Origin of the sequence: Bradyrhizobium sp. SBR1B (assembly GCF_014198205.1) — a bacterium.
Taxonomy (GTDB): domain Bacteria; phylum Pseudomonadota; class Alphaproteobacteria; order Rhizobiales; family Xanthobacteraceae; genus Bradyrhizobium.
Window position 1 is genome coordinate 15,778 of sequence record NZ_JACIHC010000023.1, and the last position, 25,888, is coordinate 41,665.

The 25,888-nt window shown below is 65.0% G+C and carries 25 protein-coding genes and 1 tRNA gene; 15 read left to right on the top strand and 11 right to left on the bottom strand.

Features of this window, described 5'->3' with window-relative positions; translation table 11 throughout:
* Positions 1-7: 7 nt before the first annotated feature.
* Positions 8-1,168, bottom strand: a complete 1,161-nt coding sequence (gene cyoA / locus GGD61_RS35280) for a ubiquinol oxidase subunit II (protein ID WP_092261290.1) — start codon at positions 1,166-1,168, stop codon at positions 8-10.
* Between the two features lie 180 nt (positions 1,169-1,348).
* Here cyoA and GGD61_RS35285 point away from each other — a divergent pair, with 180 nt between their 5' ends.
* Positions 1,349-2,677, top strand: a complete 1,329-nt coding sequence (locus GGD61_RS35285) for an MFS transporter (RefSeq protein WP_018316475.1) — start codon at positions 1,349-1,351, stop codon at positions 2,675-2,677.
* 136 nt (positions 2,678-2,813) lie between these two features.
* On the opposite strand, the gene GGD61_RS35290 is transcribed toward GGD61_RS35285, so the two are convergent.
* Both GGD61_RS35290 and GGD61_RS35295 read right to left on the bottom strand, forming a co-directional pair.
* Complete coding sequence (locus GGD61_RS35290; protein WP_244550774.1) at positions 2,814-4,205, bottom strand: M48 family metalloprotease; 1,392 nt, start codon at positions 4,203-4,205, stop codon at positions 2,814-2,816.
* A gap of 131 nt (positions 4,206-4,336) precedes the next feature.
* Positions 4,337-5,107, bottom strand: a complete 771-nt coding sequence (locus GGD61_RS35295; protein WP_312012781.1) for a thermonuclease family protein — start codon at positions 5,105-5,107, stop codon at positions 4,337-4,339.
* 391 nt (positions 5,108-5,498) lie between these two features.
* On the opposite strand from GGD61_RS35295, the gene GGD61_RS35300 reads away from it, so the two are divergent.
* The 4 genes from GGD61_RS35300 (at position 5,499) to GGD61_RS35315 (ending at position 10,666) form a co-directional block, all read left to right on the top strand.
* Positions 5,499-6,707: an ABC transporter substrate-binding protein gene (locus GGD61_RS35300; RefSeq protein WP_018316471.1), complete on the top strand. Its 1,209-nt coding sequence runs from the start codon at positions 5,499-5,501 to the stop codon at positions 6,705-6,707.
* Positions 6,708-6,844: 137 nt separating this feature from the next.
* On the top strand, positions 6,845-7,636 hold the full coding sequence (locus GGD61_RS35305) for an enoyl-CoA hydratase (protein WP_092261288.1): 792 nt from the start codon (positions 6,845-6,847) through the stop codon (positions 7,634-7,636).
* 2 nt (positions 7,637-7,638) lie between these two features.
* Positions 7,639-8,385, top strand: a complete 747-nt coding sequence (locus GGD61_RS35310; protein WP_177237370.1) for a hypothetical protein — start codon at positions 7,639-7,641, stop codon at positions 8,383-8,385.
* Positions 8,386-8,551: 166 nt separating this feature from the next.
* A complete protein-coding gene (locus GGD61_RS35315; RefSeq protein ID WP_092261286.1) occupies positions 8,552-10,666 on the top strand; it encodes an acetate--CoA ligase family protein in 2,115 nt (704 codons plus the stop codon).
* 185 nt (positions 10,667-10,851) lie between these two features.
* On the opposite strand, the gene GGD61_RS35320 is transcribed toward GGD61_RS35315, so the two are convergent.
* Genes GGD61_RS35320 through GGD61_RS35330 form a run of 3 tightly spaced genes read right to left on the bottom strand, consistent with a single transcriptional unit; the run spans position 10,852 to position 13,922 of the window.
* Complete coding sequence (locus GGD61_RS35320) at positions 10,852-11,664, bottom strand: enoyl-CoA hydratase/isomerase family protein (protein WP_183232066.1); 813 nt, start codon at positions 11,662-11,664, stop codon at positions 10,852-10,854.
* A gap of 16 nt (positions 11,665-11,680) precedes the next feature.
* Positions 11,681-12,841 (bottom strand): acyl-CoA dehydrogenase family protein, encoded by a 1,161-nt coding sequence (locus GGD61_RS35325; protein WP_092261284.1) that lies wholly within the window; start codon positions 12,839-12,841, stop codon positions 11,681-11,683.
* 16 nt (positions 12,842-12,857) lie between these two features.
* Positions 12,858-13,922 (bottom strand): acyl-CoA dehydrogenase family protein, encoded by a 1,065-nt coding sequence (locus GGD61_RS35330; RefSeq protein WP_092261283.1) that lies wholly within the window; start codon positions 13,920-13,922, stop codon positions 12,858-12,860.
* A 259-nt stretch (positions 13,923-14,181) separates the two neighbouring features.
* Here GGD61_RS35330 and GGD61_RS35335 point away from each other — a divergent pair, with 259 nt between their 5' ends.
* Positions 14,182-14,967: an SDR family NAD(P)-dependent oxidoreductase gene (locus GGD61_RS35335; RefSeq protein ID WP_092261282.1), complete on the top strand. Its 786-nt coding sequence runs from the start codon at positions 14,182-14,184 to the stop codon at positions 14,965-14,967.
* 221 nt (positions 14,968-15,188) lie between these two features.
* Here the strand turns inward: GGD61_RS35335 and GGD61_RS35340 are convergent, their stop codons facing one another.
* Both GGD61_RS35340 and GGD61_RS35345 read right to left on the bottom strand, forming a co-directional pair.
* Positions 15,189-15,461 (bottom strand): GlsB/YeaQ/YmgE family stress response membrane protein, encoded by a 273-nt coding sequence (locus GGD61_RS35340; protein WP_177237369.1) that lies wholly within the window; start codon positions 15,459-15,461, stop codon positions 15,189-15,191.
* 42 nt (positions 15,462-15,503) lie between these two features.
* Entirely contained in the window at positions 15,504-16,085 is a 582-nt protein-coding gene (locus GGD61_RS35345; protein ID WP_092261281.1) for a YidB family protein, read from the bottom strand.
* Positions 16,086-16,246: 161 nt separating this feature from the next.
* On the opposite strand from GGD61_RS35345, the gene GGD61_RS35350 reads away from it, so the two are divergent.
* Together GGD61_RS35350 and GGD61_RS35355 are read left to right on the top strand one after the other, a co-directional pair.
* The gene (locus tag GGD61_RS35350) at positions 16,247-17,254 is read left to right on the top strand and encodes a 2-dehydropantoate 2-reductase (RefSeq protein ID WP_183232067.1); all 1,008 of its coding nucleotides are present in this window, start codon (positions 16,247-16,249) and stop codon (positions 17,252-17,254) included.
* A 16-nt stretch (positions 17,255-17,270) separates the two neighbouring features.
* Complete coding sequence (locus GGD61_RS35355; RefSeq protein ID WP_038947385.1) at positions 17,271-17,483, top strand: hypothetical protein; 213 nt, start codon at positions 17,271-17,273, stop codon at positions 17,481-17,483.
* A gap of 138 nt (positions 17,484-17,621) precedes the next feature.
* On the opposite strand, the gene GGD61_RS35360 is transcribed toward GGD61_RS35355, so the two are convergent.
* Positions 17,622-18,242 (bottom strand): hypothetical protein, encoded by a 621-nt coding sequence (locus GGD61_RS35360; RefSeq protein ID WP_092261279.1) that lies wholly within the window; start codon positions 18,240-18,242, stop codon positions 17,622-17,624.
* Positions 18,243-18,483: 241 nt separating this feature from the next.
* On the opposite strand from GGD61_RS35360, the gene GGD61_RS35365 reads away from it, so the two are divergent.
* From GGD61_RS35365 to GGD61_RS35380, 4 genes are all read left to right on the top strand, one after another.
* Entirely contained in the window at positions 18,484-20,001 is a 1,518-nt protein-coding gene (locus GGD61_RS35365) for an AMP-binding protein (RefSeq protein WP_092261278.1), read from the top strand.
* A gap of 19 nt (positions 20,002-20,020) precedes the next feature.
* Entirely contained in the window at positions 20,021-20,659 is a 639-nt protein-coding gene (locus GGD61_RS35370) for an RraA family protein (RefSeq protein WP_092261277.1), read from the top strand.
* Between the two features lie 27 nt (positions 20,660-20,686).
* The gene (locus GGD61_RS35375; RefSeq protein WP_092261276.1) at positions 20,687-21,058 is read left to right on the top strand and encodes a dimethylsulfonioproprionate lyase family protein; all 372 of its coding nucleotides are present in this window, start codon (positions 20,687-20,689) and stop codon (positions 21,056-21,058) included.
* A 125-nt stretch (positions 21,059-21,183) separates the two neighbouring features.
* Positions 21,184-22,140, top strand: a complete 957-nt coding sequence (locus tag GGD61_RS35380; protein WP_018316454.1) for a tripartite tricarboxylate transporter substrate-binding protein — start codon at positions 21,184-21,186, stop codon at positions 22,138-22,140.
* Positions 22,141-22,197: 57 nt separating this feature from the next.
* Here GGD61_RS35380 and GGD61_RS35385 read toward each other — a convergent pair whose 3' ends face one another.
* Positions 22,198-22,491, bottom strand: coding sequence for a GYD domain-containing protein (locus GGD61_RS35385; protein ID WP_092261275.1), 294 nt, complete (start codon positions 22,489-22,491; stop codon positions 22,198-22,200).
* A gap of 106 nt (positions 22,492-22,597) precedes the next feature.
* Entirely contained in the window at positions 22,598-22,951 is a 354-nt protein-coding gene (locus tag GGD61_RS35390) for a VOC family protein (protein ID WP_092261274.1), read from the bottom strand.
* Between the two features lie 142 nt (positions 22,952-23,093).
* Between GGD61_RS35390 and GGD61_RS35395 the strand changes: the two genes are divergently transcribed.
* The 3 genes from GGD61_RS35395 (at position 23,094) to GGD61_RS35405 (ending at position 25,831) form a co-directional block, all read left to right on the top strand.
* Positions 23,094-23,170 (top strand) — tRNA-Arg (locus GGD61_RS35395).
* Positions 23,171-23,433: 263 nt separating this feature from the next.
* Complete coding sequence (locus GGD61_RS35400) at positions 23,434-24,561, top strand: DUF2252 family protein (protein WP_183232068.1); 1,128 nt, start codon at positions 23,434-23,436, stop codon at positions 24,559-24,561.
* 130 nt (positions 24,562-24,691) lie between these two features.
* Positions 24,692-25,831: an amidohydrolase/deacetylase family metallohydrolase gene (locus GGD61_RS35405; protein WP_183232069.1), complete on the top strand. Its 1,140-nt coding sequence runs from the start codon at positions 24,692-24,694 to the stop codon at positions 25,829-25,831.
* Positions 25,832-25,888: the final 57 nt, after the last annotated feature.

Below are 25,888 nucleotides of genomic sequence, written 5' to 3' on the forward strand. Positions count from 1 at the left end.
GATCTCTTTAGGAGTCTGACTTCGGACGCAGTCCGAGGAAGAAGGACGAGGACTTGAGCGGCGCGAAGCTCGGCCGCTTCAGGCCGGCGCCGAGCAGCGGCGCGGTGTCGACAGGAGCCGTGATCGACGCCGTGGTCTTGCCCTGCGGCGCATCGGGCGTGCAGGTGCCGGCGACGAAAGTCGGCTCCGGCCCGAGCGGGGTGCCGCGGCGGGCGTACTTGTCGTAAGTGAGCGGCAGGGTGTTGTTCAGGCCCTGATGACCGTTGCCGCCCTTGGCGTCGATCGCCATCATCTCGCTTTGGCACATCTTGCCGGTCTCGACGCACATGTTGAGGATCAGGCGGTAGAGATCGGAGTCGATCGTGCCGTAGCGGCGTTCCGGCTCGTTCTGGCTGGGCTTTTCGAGCTGAAGATATTCGGCGCGGCCGAGCGAGCCGCCGGCGGATTTGGCGCTGGCGATCCAGGCGTCAAAGCCCTTGTCGTCGAGTCCTCTAAAGTTGAAGTGCATGCCTGAGAAGCCGGCGCCGCTGTAGTTCGCCGAGAAGCCCTTGTAGGTGCCGGCGTGGTTGACGACGGCGTGGAGCTTCGTCTCCATGCCCGGCATCGCGTAGATCTGGCCGGCAAGCGCGGGGATGTAGAACGAGTTCATCACCGAGGATGCGGTGATGCGGAAGTTGATCGGACGGTCGACCGGTGCTGCGAGCTCGTTGACGGTGGCGATGCCGTAATCCGGATAGATAAAGAGCCACTTCCAGTCGAGCGCGACGACGTCGACCTCGAGCGGGGCCTTGGACTGGTCCACGGCGCGGTCGGCATGGATGCGGCCGAGAGTGCGATAGGGGTCGAGCAGATGCGTGCCCATCCAGGTCAGTGCGCCCAGGCAGACGATGATCAGCAGCGGCGCCGACCAGATCACCAGCTCGAGCTTGGTCGAGTGGTCCCATTCCGGCTCATAGCGAGCGGCCGTGTTGGACTGGCGATAGCGCCAGGCGAACAGCACCGTCAGCGCCATCACGGGGACGACGATCAGGAGCATCAGGACGGTGGAGATGATGACGAGGTCGCGCTGCTGGGCAGCGATATCGCCGGCTGGCGCCAGCACGACGTAGTCGCAGCCGCTGAGCGCAGCAGCCAGAGGTAGTAGCGCCAGGATCTTGAGACGAGACACGGGCCGAGCCTTTGAGAATGAGTTTCTTTTGCGGGGCCAACGGGTAGCTGCGGCGCAACAATCCGGACATTGGACAATTTGTCCAATGTTGCAGTGCGGAATGTTGGGTCAGAGAGGGCCAGATTGCCCGGCGCCCGCCGGGCGGTCGGCTTTGGTTTTCAGGACGTTAAGGGCGCACGAATGGCGACGGCACAGACCCCCGCAATGGCAGACCTCCACACGGGCGAGCACGGCCACGACCAGGCCAGTCCCGGCGAGATCGCCATCGGCGTCATCATCGGCCGCACCTCGGAATTCTTCGACTTCTTCGTCTTCGCGATCGCCTCGGTGATCGTGTTCCCGCGCCTGGTGTTCCCGTTCGCGAGCGAGCTGACCGGCACGCTCTATTCCTTCATGATCTTCGCGCTGGCCTTCATGGCGCGGCCGATCGGCACCGTCATTTTCATGACGGTGGACCGTGCCTACGGCAAGACCGCCAAGCTGATCTCGGCGCTGTTCCTGCTCGGCACCGCCACGGTCGCGCTGGCGTTCCTGCCCGGCTATCACGACATCGGCGTTGCCGCGATCTGGCTGCTGGCGCTGGCGCGCATCGCGCAGGGTCTGGCCTGGGGCGGTGCCTGGGACGGCATGGCTTCGCTGCTGGCGCTGAACGCGCCGCCCTCCAAGCGCGGCTGGTACGCGATGGTGCCGCAGCTCGGCGCTCCGCTCGGGCTGATCGTGGCGAGCGCGCTGTTCGCCTATTTCGCCGGCAACCTCTCGGCCGACGATTTCTTCGACTGGGGCTGGCGCTATCCGTTCTTCGTCGCCTTTGCCATCAACGTCGTGGCGCTGTTCGCGCGCCTGCGCATGGTGACGACGGAGGAATATGCCTCGCTGTTCGAGACCCGCGAGTTGCAGCCCGCGCGCATCTCCGACACCGTCGCGAGCGAAGGCCAGAACATCATGCTGGGAGCGTTCGCACCGCTGGCGAGCTTCGCGCTGTTTCACATGGTTACGGTGTTTCCGCTGTCCTGGGTGTTCCTGTTCACCCGCGAAAGCCCGGTACGCTTCCTGATCATCGAGATCGTCGCCGCCGTGTTCGGCGTTGGCGCGATCGTGATGTCCGGCATCATCGCCGACCGCGTCGGCCGCAAGTCGCTGCTGATGGGATCGGCGATCGCGATCGCGATCTATAGCGGCTTTGCCCCGCAGCTGCTCGATGCCGGCGCGTTCGGCGAGACCATCTATATGGTGATCGGCTTCATCCTGCTCGGCCTGTCGTTCGGCCAGTCCTCGGGCGCGATCGCCTCGAACTTCAAGCAGGCGTACCGATACACGGCGTCCGCGCTGACCTCGGACATGGCCTGGCTGTTCGGTGCCGGCTTCGCGCCGCTGGTCGCCTTGCTGCTCGCGACCAATCTCGGCGTCATCGCCTCGGGCGCGTATCTGTTGTCCGGCGCGTTCTGGACCCTGCTGGCGCTCTGGCTCAGCGGCCAGCGCGAGAAGGGCGATATGGATACGGGGCGTTAAGCTCGAGCTGTAGCCACATCACAGGTGCGGTAGGGTGGGCAAAGGCGCCCTTGCGCCGTGCCCACCATCTCTCTCGATCGCAAAAGATGCGTGGGCACGCTTGCGCTTTGCCCACCCTACGGCACCACCCGTTTCGCTAATCCGCCACGATCTTCACGCGATCACGCACCTTCACCTGCGCGGTGCGATCGAGGCCGTTCAGCACGCGGAAGCGTTCGGCGGGATGGTCGACGCCGGCCATGCGGTGGGAGAGCGATTCCACGGTGTCGCCGGGCTGCACGGTGATGACTTTGATGCGGAGCGGGCGCGCGGCCTGGATCTCGTCGAGCGTCAGGCGGCGGAATGAATTGACGGTCTCGCGCGCGTTGCGCTCACTCTCGGTCGACTTCTGCCGTGCCGCGAAGATGAAGCGATAGACGTCGCTGCCGAAGCGCAGCGCGTAGACCTTGAACTGCCACTGGTCGCCTTTGGCGGTGGCCGACGCAGCCGGGAAACCGTTGATGGTGATGTCTTCGGTGGACGCCTTCTCGACGCCCTCCATCCAGCCGGAATTGAGGTAGTCGCCGAGCGACTGCTCGGCCGGCACGCGCACCACGTCGAAACGCATCGCCTGTGCGCCGCCCTCGCGCACGCCGATCACCGCCTGCGCGGTGTTGTCGAGCGTGAAATTGTCCGGCGCCTGGAAGGTGAAGCCCAGCTTCGGATGCAGGAAGCGGCGGCCGCGGACGAAACCTTCGCTGGGGTCTTCGCCGTAGACGAGGTTGTCGATCGCAGCGAGATAGCTCTCGCGGTCGCGCTCGGCGCCTTCAGGCGCCGTGTATTGCCGCGCGATGGTCTGCGCGTTCTGCACGCGCTCCGGGGTTGCCGGATGCGAGGAGGTGAAATCCTGCGCGCGCGGATCGAGCGAGCTCTTGCCGGCCTTCAGCTCGGCATTGCGCTCCATCGCGGAGAGGAAGCGCGCAGCACCGTAGGGATCGAAATGCGCCTTGGCGGAAATGCCGACGCCGATGCCGTCGGCCTCGAACTCCTGCTTGCGCGAAAAACTCGCCATGGTGAGCTTGGTCTTGGCCAGCGCGAGCGCGGTGAGATCGGGGTCGTTGCTCATGTCGGTGACGACGCGGGTGACGATCGCGGCCTGGCGCGCCTGGTCCTCGCGCATCGCGGCATGCTTGGACAGCACGTGCGCCATCTCGTGGCTGAGCACGGAGGACAATTCCGAGGTGTCGCTGGCGAGCGCGAGAAGTCCGCGGGTGACATAGAGCTGGCCGTTCGGCAGCGCGAAGGCGTTCACCGCGCCGGAATTGAGGATGGTGACCTTGTAGCCCTGGTCGGGACGGTCGGACGCTGCGACCAGCCGGTCGACGGTCTTGCTGACGAGCGATTCGAGCCTGGGATCGTCGTAAGTGCCGCCATAGCTCGCCAGGATGCGCTCGTGCTCCTTCTCGGTGGCGGGGGTCTGCGCGACGGCCGGCTTCGGCTTGGGCATCGCAACGGTCGGTGGGGTCGCGGCAGCCTGGAACCGGCCCATGTCGCCGCAGCCGGCGAGAAGCCCGCCCAGCGCAAGGCAAAGCGCGGCCGGCGCCGCCCGCAGGCGGCGGCAATCGCCCAGTCCGTGCCGTTCTAGCACCCCATTCACTTCAATTAACCCGTGCCCGGCCGTTAAGGCCTTACCCCAGTAGGCTCGTTTGCGCCCAGCAATTCAACCTGTCCCAAGAGACGCACATCGATGCGCGGCCCCGTACTTCCCTCGACCCAGCCTCGGACTCGAATACGCTTACTTTCCAATGACTTAAGGGTGATCCCGGCATTTTCGAACGCCGGTAGCGTGCGCTTTGAAATAGTCACGGCAAAGCCACGTGTCCAGTTCCGTTCGAAGTTGAGGTAGGTCATTGCCCCAGCTTGCCGGACCGACAGGACTTTGCCCTCGACCACCATAAAGCGCCCGATCCCCGCCAAAATATCGTCCGGACTTTCCGCGTTTTTTATGGCCGACGGGTCAGCCCAACTGCCCTTTTTTTGGCGCCGCGCCTCGGCCTCCGACGCCATCAGGGCCGCCGCGCAGTCCTTGTCCGTGATTTCGGCCGACACCAGGGCGTCGCCCTGGGCGAGCAGCATGGCCTGCACCGAGGTGTCGCTCTCGCCGATGAAGACCAGCGCGCCCTGGCGGCCGTAGCGGTCGGGCGTGTCGTCGTTGCCGCGGAGTGTCACGTCGCGGCTCGCGAGCAGTGAGGCCAGCGCCTGCTTCGTCGTCGCCGTCGTCTCGATGCCTGCGAGGCGGATCTCGCGGCCATCGTCGAGACGAACGCTGCGCGCATCGACGATCGCAGCGACACGGCCTTCGCTTTGCGACTCGAACTGGCACGGCATCGCGAGCGCGGTGTGACTCGCGAGGAGAAGGAATGCGACGATGAGGTGAAGCCGTTGCGCCACGTGACCCGTAGAGGTTGCGTTGTGCGTCGATCCTAACTCAAACGATGCCAATGACGAAGGGACTCTCGTAGGGTGGGCAAAGCGAAGCGTGCCCACGTCTTTGCCGATCGCGCCGACTCGTGGGCACGGCGCGAAGAGCGCGCCTTTGCCCACCCTACGGCAGCGAGTGCGGGGCTTCGATGTCATCTCACACGCTCGCAATGACGTGGAAACATGTTTCCGCATCTCACCATTCCGTTTTGCGGAAAACATGCCGCCACCGCAAGACTCGCATGGCGCCCTCGCGCTTGCTGCGCTCTTGCGCATGCGGCATGATTGCGGCAACAGCGATTGCCAAGAGCAATAACCAAGCCGCCATCAGAGTACGGCGCGATAAGGGAGATCGTTTTCCATGAAGACAATTTTGTCGGGCATTTTTGCCGCCGCGTTTGCCCTCAGTGCGAGCGCCGCCGCGCAGGCCCAGGACAAGCCACCTCTCAAGATCGGCGGCATCCTCGACATGTCGAGCCTCTATGCCGACATCACCGGACCCGGCAGCGAGACCGCGGCCAAGATGGCCGTTGAGGATTTCGGCGGCGAGGTGCTGGGGCGCAAGATCCAGGTGCTGGCGGCCGATCATCAAAACAAGGCCGATCTCTCCGCCAACATCGCCCGCGACATGCTCGACAACCAGGGCGTCGAGATGATTTACGACGTCGCGGCCTCCGCGACCGCGCTTGCGGCAGGCGAGATCGCCAAGGCGCGCAACAAGATCATCATCTTCAACGGTCCGGGCTCGATCCGTCTCACCAACGAGGCCTGCGGTCCCTATACCATCCACTACGTGTTCGACACCTACGGCCAGGCCAATGTGACCGGCCTTGCGGCCGTGAAGTCCGGCCTCGACAGCTGGTACTTCCTCACCGCCGATTACGCCTTCGGCCAGGATCTGGAGAAGGACACCAGTGCCGTCGTCACCAAGACCGGCGGCAAGGTGCTAGGCAGCGTGCGCCATCCGCTCAACACGTCGGATTTCTCGTCGTTCCTGCTTCAGGCGCAGGCTTCGAAGGCCAAGGTGATCGGGCTTGCGAACGCCGGCGGCGACACCGTCAACGCCATCAAGCAGGCGGCGGAGTTCGGGATCATGAAGGGCGGTCAGAAAGTCTCGCCGCTGCTCGTCTTCGTCACCGATATCGACTCGATCGGCCTGGAGACCGCGCAGGGGTTGCTACTGGCGGAAGCCTTCTATTGGGACATGAACGACGAGACGCGCGCCTTCTCCAAGCGCTTTCAGGAGCGCGTGAAGCGGCCGCCGACCTCGGCGCAGGCCGGCGTCTACTCCTCCGTCACGCACTACCTGAAGGCGGTGAAGGCGGCCGGCACGACCGATGCAGCGACTGTCATGAAGGTGATGAAGGAGACGCCGATCAACGACTTCTTCGCCAAGGGTGGCAAGATCCGCGAGGACGGCCGCATGATCCACGACATGTACCTGTTCGAGGTGAAGAAGCCGTCGGAGTCGAAGGGCCGCTGGGACGACTACAAGCTGCTCGCCACCGTGCCCGGCAGCGAAGCGTTCCAGTCGCTGGAGCAGTCGCGCTGCCCGCTGGTGAAGAAGTGACGCGAAGCGTCATCCCGGGGCGCGCGTAAGCGCGAACCTGGGATCCATCGGGCCGCAGTGATTATCGACAAATGGATTCCGGGTTCGGGCTTCGCGCGCCCCGGAATGACGGAGCAAAACAACAAGGGAGACGCCCTATGAGCAACGACATGGTCCTGCAAAAGCTCGAAGGCGGGCTGCTCACCATCACCATGAACCGTCCGGAGCGGAAGAACGCGCTCAACCCTGAGATGGTGGCCGGGCTGGTCGAAGCGGCACGCCGCGCCGCTGACGATCCGGAGGTGCGCGCGGTGCTGTTCAAGGGGGCCGGCGGATCGTTCTGCGTCGGCGGCGACGTCAAGTCGATGGCCGCGGGCCGCGCGCCGCTGCCGTTCGAGCAGAAGCTTGCGAATCTGCGCCGCGGCATGGAGGTCTCGCGCATCCTGCACCAGATGCCGAAGCCCGTGGTGGCGCAGCTCGACGGCGCCGCGGCTGGCGCCGGCCTGTCGATGGCGCTGTCCTGTGACCTGCGCATCGCCTCGGAATCCTGCAAGATCACGACAGCCTTCGCCAAGGTCGGCTTCTCCGGCGATTACGGCGGGACCTATTTCCTGACGCAGCTGCTCGGCAGCGCGCGGGCGCGCGAGCTCTATCTGATGTCGCCGGTGCTCACGGCCAAGGAAGCGCATGCGATCGGCATGGTGACCAAGGTCGTGCCCGACGCCGAGATCGATGCCGCCGCGCACGAGGTCGCGCTGTCGCTGGCGCAAGGGCCGTCGATCGCGCTCGGCTTCATCAAGCGCAACATCAACAATGCCGAGCATCTGGCGCTGGAAGACTGTTTTGACGGCGAGGCGATCCATCACACCCGCTGCGGCGACACCGAGGATCACAAGGAGGCCGCAAAGGCCTTCGTCGAGAAGCGCAAGCCGACCTTCAGGGGCGTATGACCATGGCGCCCTATATGCGGTTGCGGCAGATCTGCCTGGTCGCGCCGCAGCTCGCGCCCGTGATCTCCGACATCGCGGAGATCATGGGCCTCGCCGTGTGCTACCGCGACGGTAATGTCGCGAAATACGGCCTGGAGAATGCGCTGCTACCGGTCGACACGATTTTGCTGGAGGTGGTCGCACCCTTCAAGGGCGGTACCACGGCCGGCCGCTTCATCGAGAAGACCGGCGGCCGCGGCGGCTATATGGCGATCTTCTGCTGCAATGATCCCGACGAGCGCGGTCGCAACGCCAATGCGCTTGGCGTGCGCACCGCCAACGTGATCGACCATGCGCCCTATCACGGCGTCCAGCTTCACCCCCGCGACTGCCGTGCTGCCTTCATCGAGTTCAATCACACCGAAGGCAGCGATGATATTTTGGGGCCATATCCGCCGGCCGGACCGGACTGGCAGAAATTCATCCGCAAGGACGTGACGCAGACGCTGACCGGCGTGGAGATGCAGAGCCCGGATCCGAAGGGGCTGGCGGAGCATTGGGGGAAGATCATCGGCATTGTGCCTGAAGGTGCCGAGCTGAAACTGCCCAATGCGGCCTTCCGTTTCGTAAAAGGCGCCAGCGAGATCATGAGCGCGCTGGAGTTTCGGGTGGCCGACGTTGCGCAGGTGCTGCACGCCGCGAAGGCGAGGGGGCTTGCGGTGGCGGGGAACGAGTTTCTGCTGGGCGGCGTGACGTTCCGCGTCAGTTGATCCCTCCACCGTTATCCGTCACCCTGAGGTGCTCGCCCCTTCGGCGAGCCTCGAAGGGCGACGGCCACGGTGGGGCCGTTCATCCTTCGAGGCCTCCGCTGCGTTCCGGCGCCTCAGGATGACGGTGAGAGATGCGGTGCAGCCAACAATAAGAAGGACTCGTCCTATGCCGCATCCGCTCGACAGCTTCTTCGCGCCCGCCAGCATCGCGCTGATCGGCGCCTCGCGCGACCACGAGAAGATCCCGGGGCGGCTGTTGTCGATGCTGCGCAAGAACGAATATCCCGGGACGATCTACCCGGTGAACCCGAACTACGCCGATATCGACGGGCTCGCCTGTTACAAATCGATCGGCGAGATCGGCGCGCCGATCGACCTTGCCGTCATCATCATCCCCGCCCGCGCCGTGCTTCCCGCGCTCGAGCAATGCGCTGCCGCCGGCGTCAGGAACGCCGTGATCATCTCCTCCGGCTTTGCCGAGGAGGGCGGCGACAGCGCGGCGATGCAGGACGCGATCGCGGCGCTGGCGAAGCGCACCGGCATGCGGATATCCGGGCCGAACGCCGAGGGCTTCTTCAGTCAGGTGCAGCGCGTGGCGGCGACATTCAGTCCGGCCGTCGATGTCAAGCCAGGCGTGGTGCCGCTTGTTGCCAGCAAAAAACGGATCGGCATCGTCGCGCAGAGCGGCGGCATTGGCTTCGCCTATTATCATCGCGCGCGGGCCCTCGGAATCGCCGTCAGCTATGTCGTCAGCACCGGCAATGAATCCGATCTCGGCGCCGGCGAGTTCCTGGATTACATGGTGCAGGATTCCTCGACCGACGTGATCCTGCTGTTCATCGAGGGCATCCGCGACGTCGACAAATTTCTCGTCGCCGCCCGGCGCGCTGCGGAGATGAAAAAGCCGGTGATCGTGACAAAAGTCGGCCGCTCCGGCGCAGGCCAGCGCGCGGCTGCCTCGCATACCGCGAGCATGGCCGGCTGGTCGGCGGCCTATGACGCGGTGTTCGCAAAATACGGCTTCATCGTCTCCAACGATCTGGATGAAGCGCTGACGATCGCGGCGGTGCTTGCCAGCAATCCGCTGCCGAACGGCGATCGCGTTGCCGTCGTCACCGTCTCCGGCGGCGCCGGCATCTGGGGCGCCGATGCGGTGGCGCTGCAAGGCTTGCAGGTGCCGGAGCTGTCAGAAAAGGTCCAGGCGGGGATCAAGCAGTTGATGCCGTCCTATGGCACGGCGCGCAACCCGATCGACGTCACCGCGCAAGGCGTCACCTCTGGCGGCTTGCAGAAGAGCGTCGATGTGCTCACTGCCTCCGACGAGGTCGATGCGATCCTGGTCGTGCTGTCGCTGTCGAGCGAGGTGCGCAAGCCCTTCAAGGAGGAGGAGCTGACGCCGGTGCTGTCGGCGCAACGCAAGCCGGTGGTGTTCTATTCCTATACGGTGCCGTCCGACTTCGCCCGCCGCGAGCTCGCCAAATCCGGCGTCGTCGTGCTCTCGGGCCTCACCCATGTCGGCGTCGCGATGCGTCGGCTCGTCGACTACGCCAGTTTCAAGCTGCCGCTACCTGCGGACACAGCGCGGCTGCCGGCGCGCGATCTTTCTACGCATCTGAAATCGCCCGTTCTGTCCGAGGCCGACAGCAAGGCGTTGCTCCGCACCGCCGGCATCGCACTGCCGGATGAGGTGCTGGTGAGAGACAAGAACGAGCTCGACGGAGCCGTCACCCGCGTCGGCTTTCCCCTGGCGATGAAGATTCAGTCGCCTGATATCGCCCATAAGAGCGAAGTCGGTGGCGTGCGCGTCAACATCACCACCAAGGGCGAGGTGTTTCTGGCATTCGAGGCGCTGCTGGACAATGCGCGCCGGCACCGGCCGGAGGCGGATATCCAAGGCGTGCTGGTCGGCCCGATGGCGAAGAAGGGCGTCGAGATCATCGTCGGCACGATGACCGACGAGACGTTCGGTCCCATGGTGATGGTGGGTCTCGGCGGCATCACCACCGAGCTGTCCCGCGACGTCGTCTACCGCCCGGCGCCGGTGAGTGCGGAGGAGGCGGGTGCGATGCTGGCGGGCTTGAAGGCTGCGCCGCTCCTCAATGGGTTTCGTGGAGCGGTGAAGGCGGACGTTGCGGCTTTGTCGCGGTTGATCGCCGACGTTTCAGTGCTCGCCGCGCGGCATGCAAAGGAGATCGCCGAGATCGAGCTCAATCCGGTCCTGGTGCACACCGAGGGGCAGGGCGTGACGATCGTCGATGCGCTGGTGGTGGGGAGGAAGTAGCGAGGCCACAAACACCATTGTCGTCCCGGGGCGCGAAGCGAACCCGGGACCCATAACTACAGGGAGGAGTTTGGCGAAGATTCGTGGTGACGGTCTGCGCCCTATAGCTTCTTCCTGTGGTTATGGGGCCCCGCTTTCGCGGGGACGACAGGAGAAATTGCCGAAGCGCCGGCGCGATACGTCGACTATCGCCCCTTGAAATTCGCCGCGCGCCGTTCTTCCGTGGCCTTCACGCCTTCCTTGAAATCCTCCGTCGCGCGCAGCCGGGTCTGCTCGGCGAGTTCGTGGTTGGTCGCGGCCATGACGCGGTCGGCGAGGCCATTGCGCATCGTGGCGCGGGTTGAGAGCAGGCCGAGCGGGGAGCATTCGGCGATCTCGCCGGCGAGCTTCATCGCGGCCGCCTTGACCTGGTCCTGTGGCACCAGCTCGTTGGCGAGGCCCCACTTCACGGCTTCTTCGCCGGTGACGCGGCGGCTGGTGTAGAACATCAGCTCGGCGTTGTTCTTGCCGATCAGCTCAGGAAGAGTCGTCGTCAGGCCGAAGCCGGGATGGAAGCCAAGCTTGGTGAAGTTGGCTGAGAAGCGCGCTTCGGGGCAGGTGACGCGGAAGTCCGCCGAAACCGCGAGACCCAATCCGCCGCCGATGGCGGCGCCCTGCACGGCGGCGACGATCGGCTTCTTGGCGCGGAAGATGCGCACGGCCTGGATGTAGAGATGGTTGATCGGCCCGAGATTGTCGGCGGGGTCGCCCTTCTTCTCGGCCTCGCGCGCCTCCTGCGCCTGCCGCGCCGGGTCGCCAAAGTTCGCGCCGGCGCAGAACGCCTTGCCCTGCGCCGAGAGAACGGAGGCGCGGATCTCGATGTCGCGGTCGAATTCGTCGAGCGCATCGGCGATCTGGTTGATCAGCGAGATGTCGAAGAAGTTCAGCGGCGGGCGGCGGATCTCGATGGTGCCGACGTGTCCGACTTTTTCGACGCCGATGTCTTTGTAGGTGGTCATGATGATCCTCGAATGATTAGCGCAGGCCCAATCCGCGGGCGATGATGCCGCGCAGCACCTCGGTGGTGCCGCCCTGGATGGTGAGTTTCGGTGCGGTCTTGATGGCGAAGTCGAGCTGCCGCTCCAAGGTCTCGCGGTTGGTCGCGGTCTCCTCGACGAAAGCAGCAAGGTCGCGGACACGGTGCGGGAGCTGCTGCTCCCACACCGTGCCGATGTCCTTGACGATGGACGCCTCGACCACAGGCTCCTTGCCGGCCTGCAGCATGCCGGCGACCGAGACCGACATGCGCCGCATGGTATGGAGCTGCGCCACCAGGCGCCCGATGCCTTCGGCGCTGCGCGTATCCGGGTTGGGGCCGACCGCACGGACCAGCTCGGTCAGCACGTAATAGGTTTCGAGGAAACGCTCGGGGCCCGAACGCTCATAGGCGAGTTCGCTCGTCGCCTGCTTCCAGGCGCCGTCGACCTCGCCGAGCACGTGATCGTCGGGGACGAAGAAATCGGTGAAGACGACCTCGTTGAACTCGTACTGGCCGGTGATCTGGCCGATCGGGTTCACCTTGATGCCCGGCTGCTTCATCTTGACCAGGAATTGCGTCAGGCCGTGACGGCGGTTTTCCTTGGTCGGCTGTGAGGTCCGGAAGATCGCGATCATGTAGTCGGCGATGTGGGCCGACGAGGTCCAGATCTTGGTGCCGTTGATCAGATAGCCGCCGTCGGTCTTGGTCGCGCGCGTCTTTGCCGCGAACAGGTCGGAGCCGGAATTCGGCTCGCTCATGCCGATCGCAAAGCAGATCTCGCCGCGACAGATCCGCGGCAGGATGTCCATCTTGATATGTTCAGGCGCGTATTTCAGCAGCACCGGTCCGCTCTGGCGGTCGGCCACGAAGAAGCGCCGCGTGGGCGCATTCGCGACGCGCATCTCCTCGGTCACCACGTAACGTTCGAGGAAGGAGCGCTCCTGGCCGCCGTATTTCTTCGGCCAGGTCATCCCGAGCCAGCCCTTGGCGCCGACCCGACGGGAAAATTCCGGCGCGTCGGTGTCTTCGCGATTGGGCGTGTGCGGATCGAAGGTGCCGGCGGCGATTTCTTCGGCGAGGAAGGCGCGCACTTCCTTACGCAATTGCTCGCACTTCTCGGGCAGGCGGATCGGATCGAAACGGAGGGCAGCGGTCATGTGTTTCTCTCCCTGATCAGCGCGACGCCACGAGCGGCCACAATTCGTCGGCGCCGCGGTTTGCGACCAGCTTGCCGAGCTCGACGGCCCAGTGGCTCTCCGAGCCGAAATCGTCGCGCCAGGCCAACGCCCGCAGCGAATAGCGGTGCAGGATGTGCTCGAGGGTGAAGCCGATCGCGCCGTGCACCTGATGTGCGATGGCGCCGCCCTTTTCCGCGGCTTCCGCGCAGCGGATCTTTGCCGAGGCGGCTTCGAGATAAACTTCGTCGTCGAAACGCGACGCATTCGCGATGGCGTCGGCGGCCGAGGTCGCAGCCGCAAGAGCGGCGGCGGATTCGCCGGCGAGGCGGGCGAGATTGTGCTGCACGGCCTGGAATTTCGAGATCTTCTTCTCGAAGGCGACGCGCTCGTTGGAATAGCGCACGGAGATGTCGAGCATCGATTCCAGCGCGCCGGCGATCTGCAGGCTGCGCGCAACGCCGCCCATCAGCATCATCGTGGTCTGGTCAAAGCCCTTCGGCGCGGCCTTGCGCGTGACGGGCTGGACCTTGTCGAGCGTCACGGTGTCGCTGTGGTCGTAGCCGACATTGAGGCCGGACTCGATCCGGACCTTGCCGGCATCGACCAGCGCGATCGAGACGCCATCCTTGCCGTGCGCCAGCACCGCAAAATGCTTTGCCGCTTTCGCAAAGGGCACGCCGCGGGCGCGGCCGGAAAGCGAGCCATCGGCATCGAGGGTGATGCGGTCCTTCGGCGATGCCGGCAGCACCGTCATCTCGCCCTCGGGCGATGCGATCTTCGCTTGCGCCAGCAGCCAGCCCGCCAGCATGGTCTCGGCCAGCGGAACCGCGACGGCGAAACGGCCGGCGGCGTTCAGAAGCGCAAAGCCGTCGGCAAGGCTCGCGCCGGAGCCGCCGAGATCGTCGGGCACCCAGGACAATGGCAGGCCGGCTTCGCTCAGCGCCCGCCACAGCGGCGCCTGCCAGGCATCCTTCTTGTCATTGTTGATGGTTTGCGGATCGGCGAGATCGGCGAAGATCTTCTCCGCAGTCTCGACGACGATGTTGTCACTCTCCGCCACAGCGTTCCCCGTTTTTTGCCGTTGGCGCGGCCCGCCTGGTGGAGCGAACCGCGCAAGTCTTCTTGCGCCCGATGATCCGAAAAAGCCATGGCCCTGACAAGCGTTGATCGCAGGTCAACCTGCGGCGCGGGCATGGGGCCAGGATCATAGGAGGCTAATTCCGCTTAGCGGAGTTTGCTTGATTTGCAGGGCGCCGCAAACTCGCTAAACAAGGCCAGCGACCTAAGGCTTGCATTAGAACCAGGGGAAGGAAATCCGGATGGCCAAAGACAGTCTGTGCGCAATCGTGACGGGGTCCGCCTCCGGGCTTGGCGCAGCAACCGCGGAAATCCTCGCGCGAAGCGGGGCGCGGCTCGTCATCAACTATTCCTCTAGCCAGAAAGAAGCCGAGGCCACGGCGGAGCTTTGCCGCAAAGCAGGCTCTCCGGAAGTCCTGGTTGCGCAGGGCGACGTTTCAAAGGACGACGATTGCCGCAAGATCGTTGCGGCGGCCAGCGCCTGGGGCCGGCTCGACATCCTCGTCAACAATGCCGGCACCACCAAGCATGTCGCCCATGCCGATCTCGACGGATTGTCGGCTGAAGATTTCCAGCGCGTGTATGGCGTCAACACCATCGGCCCGTTCCAGATGGTGCGTGCCGCGCGCAGCCTGCTCGAAGCCGGCGCTAAGGCCTCGGAGCGGCCCTCCGCCGTGGTCAACGTGTCCTCGGTCGCCGGCATCAGCGGCGTCGGCTCGTCGATCGCCTACGCCGCGAGCAAGGGCGCGCTCAACACCATGACGCTGTCGCTGTCGCGCGCGCTGGCGCCGCTGATCCGCGTCAACACGGTCTGCCCCGGCTATATCGACACGCCCTGGTTCACCAAGGGCCGCGGCGAAGCCGGCGCCAAGCAGGTGCGCGATAGCGTGGTCGCGAAGGTGCCGCTCAGGGTCGCATCATCAGCCGAGGACATCGCGCAACTCGTCTGCTTCCTGGCGATGCCGGCCTCCAGCAACATGACCGGCGAGGTCGTGCGCATGGATGCGGGGATGCATCTGATTACGTGAGATCGCGTTCCAATCTCCGCTGTCATCCCCGCCTAGTGCGCAATTGCGCACGGGGCGCGAGGATCCATAACCACAGGGAGAAGTTTGGCGCGACTCCGATCACTCCGAGACTTCGCCAAACTCCTCCCTGTGGTTGGGTCCCGGATCGGCGCGCGCTTAGGGCGCGCTTGTCCGGGACGACACCGAGTTGGATGATAGGTCGCGCCACAACGCGACAGTGACTACCCCTTGATCACACCGCTCGCGACCAGCCGGTGCCAGATGAACAGCACCACCACCGCGCCGAGTGTGGCCATGATAAAGCCGGCGCCCTGGTCTGGGCTGTAATGGCCGATCGCCTGGCCGACGAAGGTCGCGAGAAACGCGCCGGCGATGCCGAGGATGGTGGTGAGGATGAAGCCGCTCGGGTTGTTCGGTCCCGGCGCCAGCCAGCGCGCGATGAGGCCGGCGACGAAGCCGACGACGATGATCCACAACAGGCCGCCCATGCTCATGAGTGTGCTCCCCTTCCCGAAAGCGCGTCGATCAACGTCCGATTAAAGTCTGCCCGAGATCTCGTTCTCGGTCGGCAGCCGTCCGTCCGGGGTCAAATGGTCGACCACCTGCGGCAGATACTGGCTGAGGCCGTTGAGCAGCTCCTCGCGCGACAGGCCGCTCTGGGCGGACAGGCTGTCGATCTGGTCGGCGCCGAGTGCGCTCGCAAGATCGCCCGGCGCGATCGGCTTGTTCTGACCCTTGCCGACCCAGGAATTCGCAGCGTCGCCGTGGCCGCCCTGCTGAAGCTGGTTGAGGAGATCGCCGAGGCCGCCGCTGAGCACGGTGCCGGCCGCGCCGCCCGCAAGCAGGCCGCCGAGGCCGCCTTTGAGCAGGCCTCCGAGACCGCCAAGACCGCCGCTGTCGGCGGTGTTCGCGTTCACCGGCGGAGGGGCCGGCGTCGGCGACGGCTGCGGCGCCGTACCGGACTGGTTTGCCGTCATGTGCTTGAACGCCTTCCAGGCAAGCAGGCCGAGCAGCGCCATGGTCATCGGCGACATGCCGCCGGAGGATTTCTCGGAGCTGGGTGTAGAGGGGCCGCGCGGGCCGTTCTGCATGCCGTTGAGGACGTCGAGTAGACCCATGGTGCTCTCCCTTGGCGTGTCGTTCGGCGAGCGCTCGCCGCTGACTGCCCCGGGCCGAAAACATATGGGGCTCTCATGACGGTTACAAGGCGGCTGCGCAGCGATGGGCAGCCGGCCTCGCCTCTGCTATCGAGGGGCGATCGTTCAGGGAGCAAGGCGAGGTGATGACGGATCGACCGATCGTGGTGGCCGGCGCGGGCGCCATCGGCTGTTTCGTCGGCGGCATGCTGGCCGCCAGTGGCCGCCGTGTCGCGCTGCTGGTGCGGCCGCGGGTGAAGACCGAGATCGAGCGGTTCGGCCTGCGATTGACGGATTTCGACGGCTCGGAGACGAAGCTCGGCGCAGGGCAGCTCGCGCTGTCGGAGGACCCCGCGATCTTCCACAGCGCCGGCATCGTGCTGGTCACGGTGAAGAGCGCCGACACCGCCGATGTCGCGGATCAGATCGCGCAGCATGCGCCTGAGGATGCCGTCATCGTTTCGCTGCAGAACGGCATCGGCAATATCGCGGTGCTGCGCGAGCGTCTCGGTGGCCGCCGCGTGCTCGCGGGCATGGTGCCGTTCAACGTGATCGCGATGGGCGAGGGCCGTTTCCACCGCTCGACCTCCGGCGACATCCATGTCGGAGAGGACGCTGGGAACACGGCCGCGGCATTGTCGGTATCCGGCCTCGCCATGCGCGCGAGCCGCGACATCACCGGCGTGCAATGGGGCAAGCTGATCATCAATCTGAACAACGCGCTCAGCGCATTGTCCGACATGCCGCTCGCCGCGCAACTGGCAAACCGCGACTGGCGCAGGCTGTTCGCCGACCAGATGGCCGAAGGGCTGGCCGCGCTGAAGGCCGCCGGCATCGCGCCGGTCTCGGCGACGCCGATCCCGATGAACTGGACGCCGGCCTTGCTGCGGCTGCCCGACATGATCTTCAATGCGATCCTGGGACCGACCATGAAGATCGATCCCGAGGCGCGCTCTTCGATGTGGCAGGATTTGAAACAGGGACGCAAGACCGAGATCGACTATCTCCAGGGTGCCGTCATCGCGCTCGCCGAGCAAAACCATGTCGGGGTGCCGCTGATGCGCCGCATTGTTGCGCTGATCAAGGAGGCCGAAGCCGCCGGCAACGGTCCGCCGCGGCTGACGCCGCAGCAGATTCGCGCGGTGGTTTGAGTGCAAGGAGGGACCGATGAAACGTAGCTTGATGATCGGGCTCGCGCTTGCCGCGCTTTGCGGCGCGTCGACGCTCGCTCTTGCGAGACCGCCGACGGTCGTGAACTCGCCCGGCTATGATAGGCGGTTGCAGGAGAGCAGGTCGCAGTTGGGCAGCTCGCCGACGACTGCGCCGGTGGATGTGCCAACGGTCAAATCGAAGCGCGGCAAGAAGAAGCAACCGAACTGACGTTCCACACCCCGCTGTCGTAGGGTGGGCAAAGCGGAGCGTGCCCACCAACCTCTTTGTCTTGCTTCTTTGTCTTGCCAGGGTGGTGGGCACGGCGCTTGCGCGCCTTTGCCCATCCTACAAGTCAGTGCGAGGAGCTTAACCCTTCTTCGCCGGCTTGCTCGGGGTCGGATTGAACAGCTTTTTCAAATCGTTCAAGCTCTCCGACAGCCGCGGCCATTCGCAGGAGAATGAGCCTTTGGTGCACGCGCCCTTCGGGCGCTGACCGACGGTCTGCTGCACCTTTGGCCGCTCGACCGGGACGGGCACGCGCGCGACGTCGGTTCGCAGCGCGACCTGCTGGAGTTGCCGCGCCTGCAGTTCCTGCTGCTCGCGCTGTTGACGGGCGGCGGCCTCGGCCGCTTCGTTGCTGCGGCGCTCTTTGGCGAGATAGGCGGTGTAAGCTGCGTCGATTTTCTTTTGCTCCTCCGGCGTCGGATTGGGGCCGGCGATGTCGAAGGTGCGATCCTGCAGGAAGTCGTAATAGGAATAACCCCCGCCTGCCTTGCGGCGGCCGGCGAACTTGGCGTTGCAATCGGCAAGCGCGGATGTCTTCTCGGACTTGGTCGCAGCCTTCTCGGCCGCGTCGGCGCATTCCTCGAAATCGACCGGCGCGCGTTTCCACCATTGCGCCTGGGCATGCGCGAGCGTCAGCAGGAAAAATCCTGCCGCGGCAACAAGAACCAGCGCCGCACGACGCAATGCTATCACGGACGACATTCTACGAGAGCATTCCTTGCAAAACTCAACCCGAACTGAGTCGAGCCAGATTTTTGCCTCTTTATCGCCGGCTTGTCACCCATGGAACCCGGGAATTTCATGGCCGGGATGCTGACATTTTGTGCTTGACGTGGCGCGTGAGTCACAGCACCGCCCCGGCGGGCTGCTACACTTCGCCTTGCGAGCGCCTCACCTGAGGCGGCGCCAAGAAAGACCCCAAGAAACGAAATGGAAACGCCCGATGCTGCTGCCCCTGTCTGACGTGCCGCGCTGGTACGCTGAACGCAAACCACATGGCACGATTGCAATCCGTCACGGGCAGGACACGCTGACATGGGACGAGCTCGAGCGCGGCGCCAACCGGCGCGCGCGGGCGTTCATGGCCAAAGGCGTCAAGCCCGGCGACTTCGTCGCGATCGGATTGCCCAACGGCAACGCGTTTTTCGAGACCTCCTTTGCGGTCTGGAAGTGCGGTGCGACACCGACCTCGCTGTCATGGCGACTGCCGCGCGGCGAGGCCGCCGCCGTGCTCGACATTCTCAAGCCGGCGCTGGTGGTCGGCGGCGAGGCCGACTGGAACGCGCCGAACCGCCTCCCGGCGGATTTCGTGCCGGAAGGATTCTCCGATGAGCCGCTCAATCCGCCGGTGGCGCGCTACTGGAAGGCCATGACCTCTGGCGGCTCGACCGGCCGGCCGAAGGTGATCCTCGATCATCAGCCGGCCGTGACCGACACGGTCGCCGCGCCGCCGCTCAATATCCCCTTCGGAGTCTCGCTGCTCAATCCCGGTCCGCTCTACCACAACGCGCCGTTCATCGTGTCGCACTACGCCCTGTTCACCGGCGGCCAGCTCACCGGTCTCGTCAAGTTCGACGCCGAGGAGACATTGCGGCAGATCGAACGCGAGCGCGTGCAATGGGTCAATTTCGTGCCGACCATGATGCACCGGATCTGGGCGCTGCCGGAGCAGGTGCGCAACGCCTACGATCTGTCGAGCCTTCAGACCGTCTTCCACATGGCGGCGCCGATGCCGCCCTGGCTGAAGGAGAACTGGATCGCCTGGCTCGGCCCCGAGCGGATCTGGGAGCTCTATGGCGGCACCGAGCGGCAAGGCTCCTGCATCATATCAGGCACGGAATGGCTGACGCACAAGGGCTCGGTCGGCAAGATCGGCGAGATGGCGCGCTTACGCATTATCGGCGAGGACGGCAACGACGTCGCGCCCGGCGAGACCGGCGAGATCTATTTCCTCAACAATGACGGCAGGGACGCCACCTATCATTATCTCGGCGCCGAGCCGAAGCGCCGCAGCGATGGTTGGGAATCACTCGGTGATATCGGCAGGCTGGATGCGGAAGGCTATCTCTATCTCGGCGACCGCCTCGCCGACATGGTGCTGCGCGGCGGCGCCAACATCTATCCGGCCGAGGTCGAGGCTGCCGTCTCCGAGTCTCCCGGTGTGCGATCCTGCGTCGTGGTGGGATTGCCCGATCCGGAATTGGGCCAGCGCGTGCACGCCATCATCGAGCCGGAGGGCGATGCCGACGGCCAGGCGATCGCCGACGGCATGGCGGAGTTCTTGAAGGACAGGCTCAGCCGCTACAAGCATCCGGAAAGCTTCGAGATCGTCGGCGCCCCGCCGCGCGATGATTCAGGCAAGGTTCGCAGAACACTGTTGCGCGACGAGCGCGCGGCGTGGATGAAGGAAGGGCGCGCCTTCCGGATCATGCCGGCGAAGGCGCGGGCGCACGCCGATTAAGAAGGAAGGATTTTTGGACATGACCATCACGATCGCAGCCAACAGCGTGCCGAAACCGCCGGCCGAGATCATCGAGGGTTTTCGCGGTGCGCCGACCTCGGTCATCTCAGACAATCTCGCCCGGCTGCCCGGCGCGGTCGGGCTAAAGCCCTATCATCGCGGGGCTAAGCTGGTGGGCACTGCCTTCACGGTGCGCACGCGCCCCGGCGACAATCTCGCCATCCACCGCGCGCTCGAGCTGGTCGGCCCCGGGGACGTCATCGTGGTCGATGGCGGTGGTGACGAGACGCGCGCGCTGGTGGGCGAGATCATGAAGAACATCGCGCAATGGCGCAAAGCGGAAGGCTATGTGATCGACGGTGCGATCCGCGATGTCGCGGCCTTCGCGGCCGACGACTTCCCCTGCTACGCCCGTGCGGTGATCCACCGCGGTCCCTACAAGAACGGCCCCGGCGAGATCAACGTGCCGGTCACGATCGGCGGCAGCGTGATTGCGCCCGGCGACATCGTGGTTGGTGACGAGGATGGTGTCGTGTCGTTTCCCGCCGCCGGCGCCGCGGCGCTGCTCGAAGCGGTCCGCGCCCAGGTCGCGCGCGAGGAGGAGACCCTGAAGGCGATCCGCGAGGGCCGCTATCAGGGCTCCTATGGCAAGACTTGATCGAACGAGAATGAAGGAGAGGGCGACGTGAGTCAGAAGGAAGAATTCCACAATATCGATGATCCCAGCGACGGGCTGTTCCGCGAGCTCGCTTCAGGGGTGACCACGCGCATCTTCTCCGGCGAGCAGGCGATGCTGTCGGTGGTGACGCTGGCGCCGCATGCGCAAGGCACGCTGCACCATCATCCCGAGGAGCAATGGGGCGTGCTGCTCGATGGCTCCGCCATCCGCGTCCAGGGCGATGAGGAAATTGCCGTGACGAAGGGCGATTTCTGGCGCACCCCGGGCAATGTGCCGCACACCATGCGCGCCGGCCCCAATGGGGCCCGGGTGCTGGACATCTTCAGTCCGCCTCGGCCAGAATACAAGAAAGCTGGGTCGGGCTTCGGGACGACTTAAGCGCTTCGCGCTTAGGGTATTTTCTTGAGCATGGTCTTATCGGGACACCGCTGCACACTTTTCCGGATCATGCTGTAGCGCCAAAGAGCAAAAGCCGGGCGCCGAAACCAAAAAGGGAGGGGACCATGACGATCACACGACGCACGCTGCTGGCTGCACCGGCCATTCTCGCATTGACGCCGGCGATGGCGCAGGCCGGCAAGATCACGCTGGTGGTGCCGTTTCCGCCGGGCGGCTCGACCGATGCGATGGCGCGGCTGCTGCAGGCCAGCCTGCAAACCAAGCTCGGTCGCATCGTCGTGGTCGAGAACAAGTCGGGCGCCGCGGGCGCGCTCGGCGCGGCGCAAGTCGCCAAGAGCCCGGCGGACGGCACCTCGTTCCTGGTGACGTTCGATTCCCATGCTGTGATTCCGTCGATCCTCGACAAGCCGCCGGTCGACGTCGAGCGCGAGCTGATGCCGGTGCTGCTGATCGGCACTGCGCCCTATGTGATCGCCGCCGGCGCCGGCCGCCCCTACAAGAGCTTTGCCGATGTGGTAGCCGCCTGCAAGGCGACTCCGGGCGCGGTGAAATATGCGTCCGTCGGCATCGGCACGCTCGGCCATCTCGCCATGACCGTGCTCGGCAGCAAGGCTGGGGTCGAGATCATGCACGTGCCTTATCGCGGCGGCGGGCCGGCCATGAACGACGTGCTCGGCGGCCATGTCGATCTCATCGCGGGATCGGCCGCGCTGGTCGCCGCCCAGCTTGGCACCAACATGCTGCGTCCGATCCTGCAGCTCGGCCGCGAGCGGCTGCCGGCCTTGGGGGATACGCAGACCGCGATCGAGGCGGGCTTTCCCGATTTCGAGACGCTGGCCTGGTGGGGCATCTTCGCGCCCGCAGGCACGCCGCCCGATATCGTCGCAGCCTTCGCGGCGGCGTCCAAGGAGATACTGAGCGAGCCCGCGACCGCCGCCCAGCTCAAGGACACCCAGCACATGACGCTGCTGCTCCAGGACGGCGCCGCCTTCAAGACCTTCTTCGACAAGCAGGTCGCCACTTGGGGCAAGGTGGTCAAGGACAACAATATCAGGGCGTGAGAGGCCTCTGCCCGGGATTGCCATCCCGGGTCCGGTGCGCTCGCGCGGGCCTGAGCGTCAGAGCATCTTGCCGACGATCTTTGTCATATCCGCTGCCGAAAACGCGCGCAGCGTTTCGGTGCGGACGTTGCCGAGTGCGCTGAGACTCAGGCTGAGCGACATCGCGGCAGCCTCATCTGGAGCCTCGATAACGGTCACAACGTCATATCGTCCCTGCGTCCAGACGATCTCTTTCACAGTCACGCCGAACGTTTTGGCCATCTCCTTGAAGGCGTCTGCCCGCTTCGGCGAGTCCTTGACGTTGCGGACTCCCTGATCCGTGAAGTTCGACAGCACAACATAGGTTACCATGGTCGTCCTCCCTGGTTAGAACTTGAGGAAACCGCGCTGAGCTTGCCACGGCGGCTGAGACAGCGCTACTTGCGCGTTGGAACGTCAGCAGATGCGACTTATTCGGTCAGGACAACGGCCGTGCGAAACTGAGCTCATGGCCGTCGGGGTCGGTGAGATGGAAGTAGCGCTCACCCCATTCCGCATCGCGCGGCGTCGTCGACGGCTGCCACCCGGCAGCGCGCGCCTGTGCGTAGGTCTCGTCGACATCGGCCACGTAGAAGATGACGCGGCCCCACCAGAACCAGCGCTTGTCTTCCGGTTGCGCAGTCAGATTGAGATAGCCGCTGCCGGCGGGGAAGCTCGTGAATGCGGCGGCTTCGCCACCATACAGGAGCTCGAACCCCAGCGATCGGTAGAAGTGCACGGCGAGCTCCATGTCATGCGTGCCGAGCGTGATGGCGCTGATGCTTTCGATCATGTGAGCTGCTCCGCTGAGGGGGGCCTGGCAGCGATTGTATAGCCACCCCGTTCAGGTTGACGATGGTCTGGCCCGCCTGACGGCTGGCGAACCGCATTTTGCTCTGCTATGACGGGATCGAACCCGTACCCACGGGTTCCGCGGTCCCGTAGCTCAGCCGGATAGAGCGACGGTTTCCTAAACCGTAGGTCGGAAGTTCGAGTCTTCCCGGGATCGCCAATATCTCAGACACTTGACGTGATTGCGGGCCGCCCCCCGGGGGCTTGCGTGCGCCTTCCCCAATCCTTCGGCTTCGCCCTCGTGTTCGCCCGTCATCCCGCCGCTGACGATGGCGAGGTCATGTCGTCCCGGCTAGCGGAAGGGTAGCGGCGGGGGTATCCTGCTCGCTTTGTAATTGAAGATCTGGATGCCCCGCGCAGCAGCTCGCTGCAATCATTTCCACAGGGCTCGCTCATCATCACTCGCTTCAGGAAGCTCTGGCCGTGATCAAGCAAACGTCAAACAGAAGCGGCGGGATCGAGCCGCGTTCATTTCTGGACGACAACAAGGCGTTCGAGCGCTGGCTGCGTTCCCAATGCACGGTCGTCGAGCCCGACCTCGACGAAAAGCACAAGAAGATGAAAGATGACCCGTTCGTCTTCCTTCGTGCAACTTTCTTCCGCTGGGCCAGGTGTATCGAAGCGCTCTGCCCGGAGTTGAAGGACGCGCCGCGGGTGCCGTCCGTGGGCGACACTCATATCGAGAATTTCGGCACCTGGCGCGACGCGGAGGGACGTCTCGTCTGGGGCGTCAACGATTTCGACGAGGCCGCGAGCATCGCCTATCCCTTCGATCTCGTGCGCCTGGCGACGAGCGCGCGGCTGGCGCCAAAGGCCAGGAAAAAGAAGGCGAGAGCCATGACCCATGTCGGCAATGGCGACGCCGCCATGGCGATTCTCGATGGTTACAAGAAGGGTCTCAAGAAGCCGCTGCCCTCGCTACTGGATGAGCAGGCGAGCTGGATGCGCGCTTATGTGGCATGCACCGACGACGAACGTCAGGAGTTCTGGGACGATGTGAAGAACTACCCGCGGGCGAAGCCACCGTCCCTCGTTGCCGCAGCCCTCCGCAAGAAACTACCGCCCGGCGCCTCATCCGGTCGCTTCGCGACGCGCGTGGCAGGAGTCGGCAGCCTGGGCCGGCCCCGTTTTCTCGTCATCGCCGACTGGTGCGGCGGCCAGATCGTCAGGGAAGCCAAGGCGCTGGTGCCGTCGGCCTGGGATTGGGCGCACGACCAGCAGGGCAAGCTGCGCTTCCTTGACCTCGCCAAAGCTCCGTATCGAGCTCCCGATCCACACCTCGCGCTCGAACGTCGGAGCGGCTTCGTGATCCGGCGCCTTGCGCCCGACTCCCGCAAGATCAATCTCGGGGATCACGCGAACATGAGCCTGGAGCTCGATCTGCTCAACGTCATGGGCTTCGACATCGGCGCCATTCATGCCGCCAAGGGTGCATCGGAGAGGATCGCTGCAGATCTGAGCAAGCGCGACAATGATTGGCTCCATGCCGCTGCAAAGGCCGCCGCCGCATTCGTCGAGGACGATTTCAGGGCGTGGCGCAGGCACGGTTGACCGGCGAGCGCCGGCCCCGTTCTCGATTGTCCCTGTGCTTTGCTCGATTGGTGCAAGATTTGCTATAGGCCATTGAAAGAGGCAGGAAGCGGCTTGGCCCGCGCCCGCCATGCCACGTCCGGAGACAAAAATGACTTTCGACTTGATCCTGCGCGGGGGCCGAGTGATCGACCCCTCCCAGAAGCTCGATGCCGTGATGGACGTCGCCTTTGCCGGCGGCAAGGTGGCGGCAGTCGGCACCGGGCTCAAGGCGGATCCGGGCACCGAGGTGCGCGACGTCTCGCGCTATATCGTGACGCCCGGACTGATCGATCTGCACACCCATGTCTATTGGGGCGGCACCTCGCTCGGCATCGATGCCGAGGAATTCTGCCGCCTCTCCGGTGTCACCACGGCGGTCGACACCGGCAGCGCCGGGCCCGGCAATTTCGCCGGCTTCCGCAAGCATGTGATCGAGCCGAGCCAGGTCCGCATCCTCGCTTATTTGCACGTGTCCCATGCCGGCATCTTCGGCTTCTCGCACCGGATCATGGTCGGTGAAAGCGAAGAGTTGCGGCTGATGAACCCGATCGAGGCGGCCAAGGTGGCCGATGCCAACCGCGATCTCATCGTCGGCATCAAGGTCCGCGTGGGCCTGCATTCCTCGGGTACCTCGGGCGCGGTACCGCTCGACATCGCGCTCGAGGTTGCCAACGAGGTCGGCATGCCCTTGATGGCGCATATCGACCATCCGCCGCCGAGCTATGAGGAGGTGCTGGCACGCCTCCGTCCCGGGGACGTGCTGACCCATGCGTTCCGCCCGTTCCCGAATACGCCGGCAACGGCGCAGGGCACGGTGAAGAAGGCGGTGCTGGACGCGCGCGAGCGCGGCGTGCTGTTCGACATCGGCCACGGCAAGGGCTCGTTCGCGTTCAAGACCGCGCGCGCGATGCTCGCCAACGGCTTCTACCCCGACACCATCTCCTCCGACATCCATCAGCTTTGCATCGATGGCCCGGCCTATGACCAGGTCACGACCATGTCGAAATTCCTGTGCATGGGCATGGAGCTATCCGACGTGATCGCGGCCTCGACGGTGAATGCGGCGATGGCCTTGCGCCGCCCCGAGCTCGGCGGCCTCAAGCCCGGCTGCGTCGGCGACGCCACGCTTGTTACGGTCAGGCAGGGCCAGTTCGACTACGAGGACGTCGTCGGCGAGCATTTGATCGGCGACCGCAAGATCGTCTCCGAAGGCGTCGTCATCGGCGGCCGCTGGTGGCATCCGAACTGAGCGCTAAACGTGGGGAATCGGGAGCGTACCTCGCTGCTGCCGTCGCGCCATTCGGCG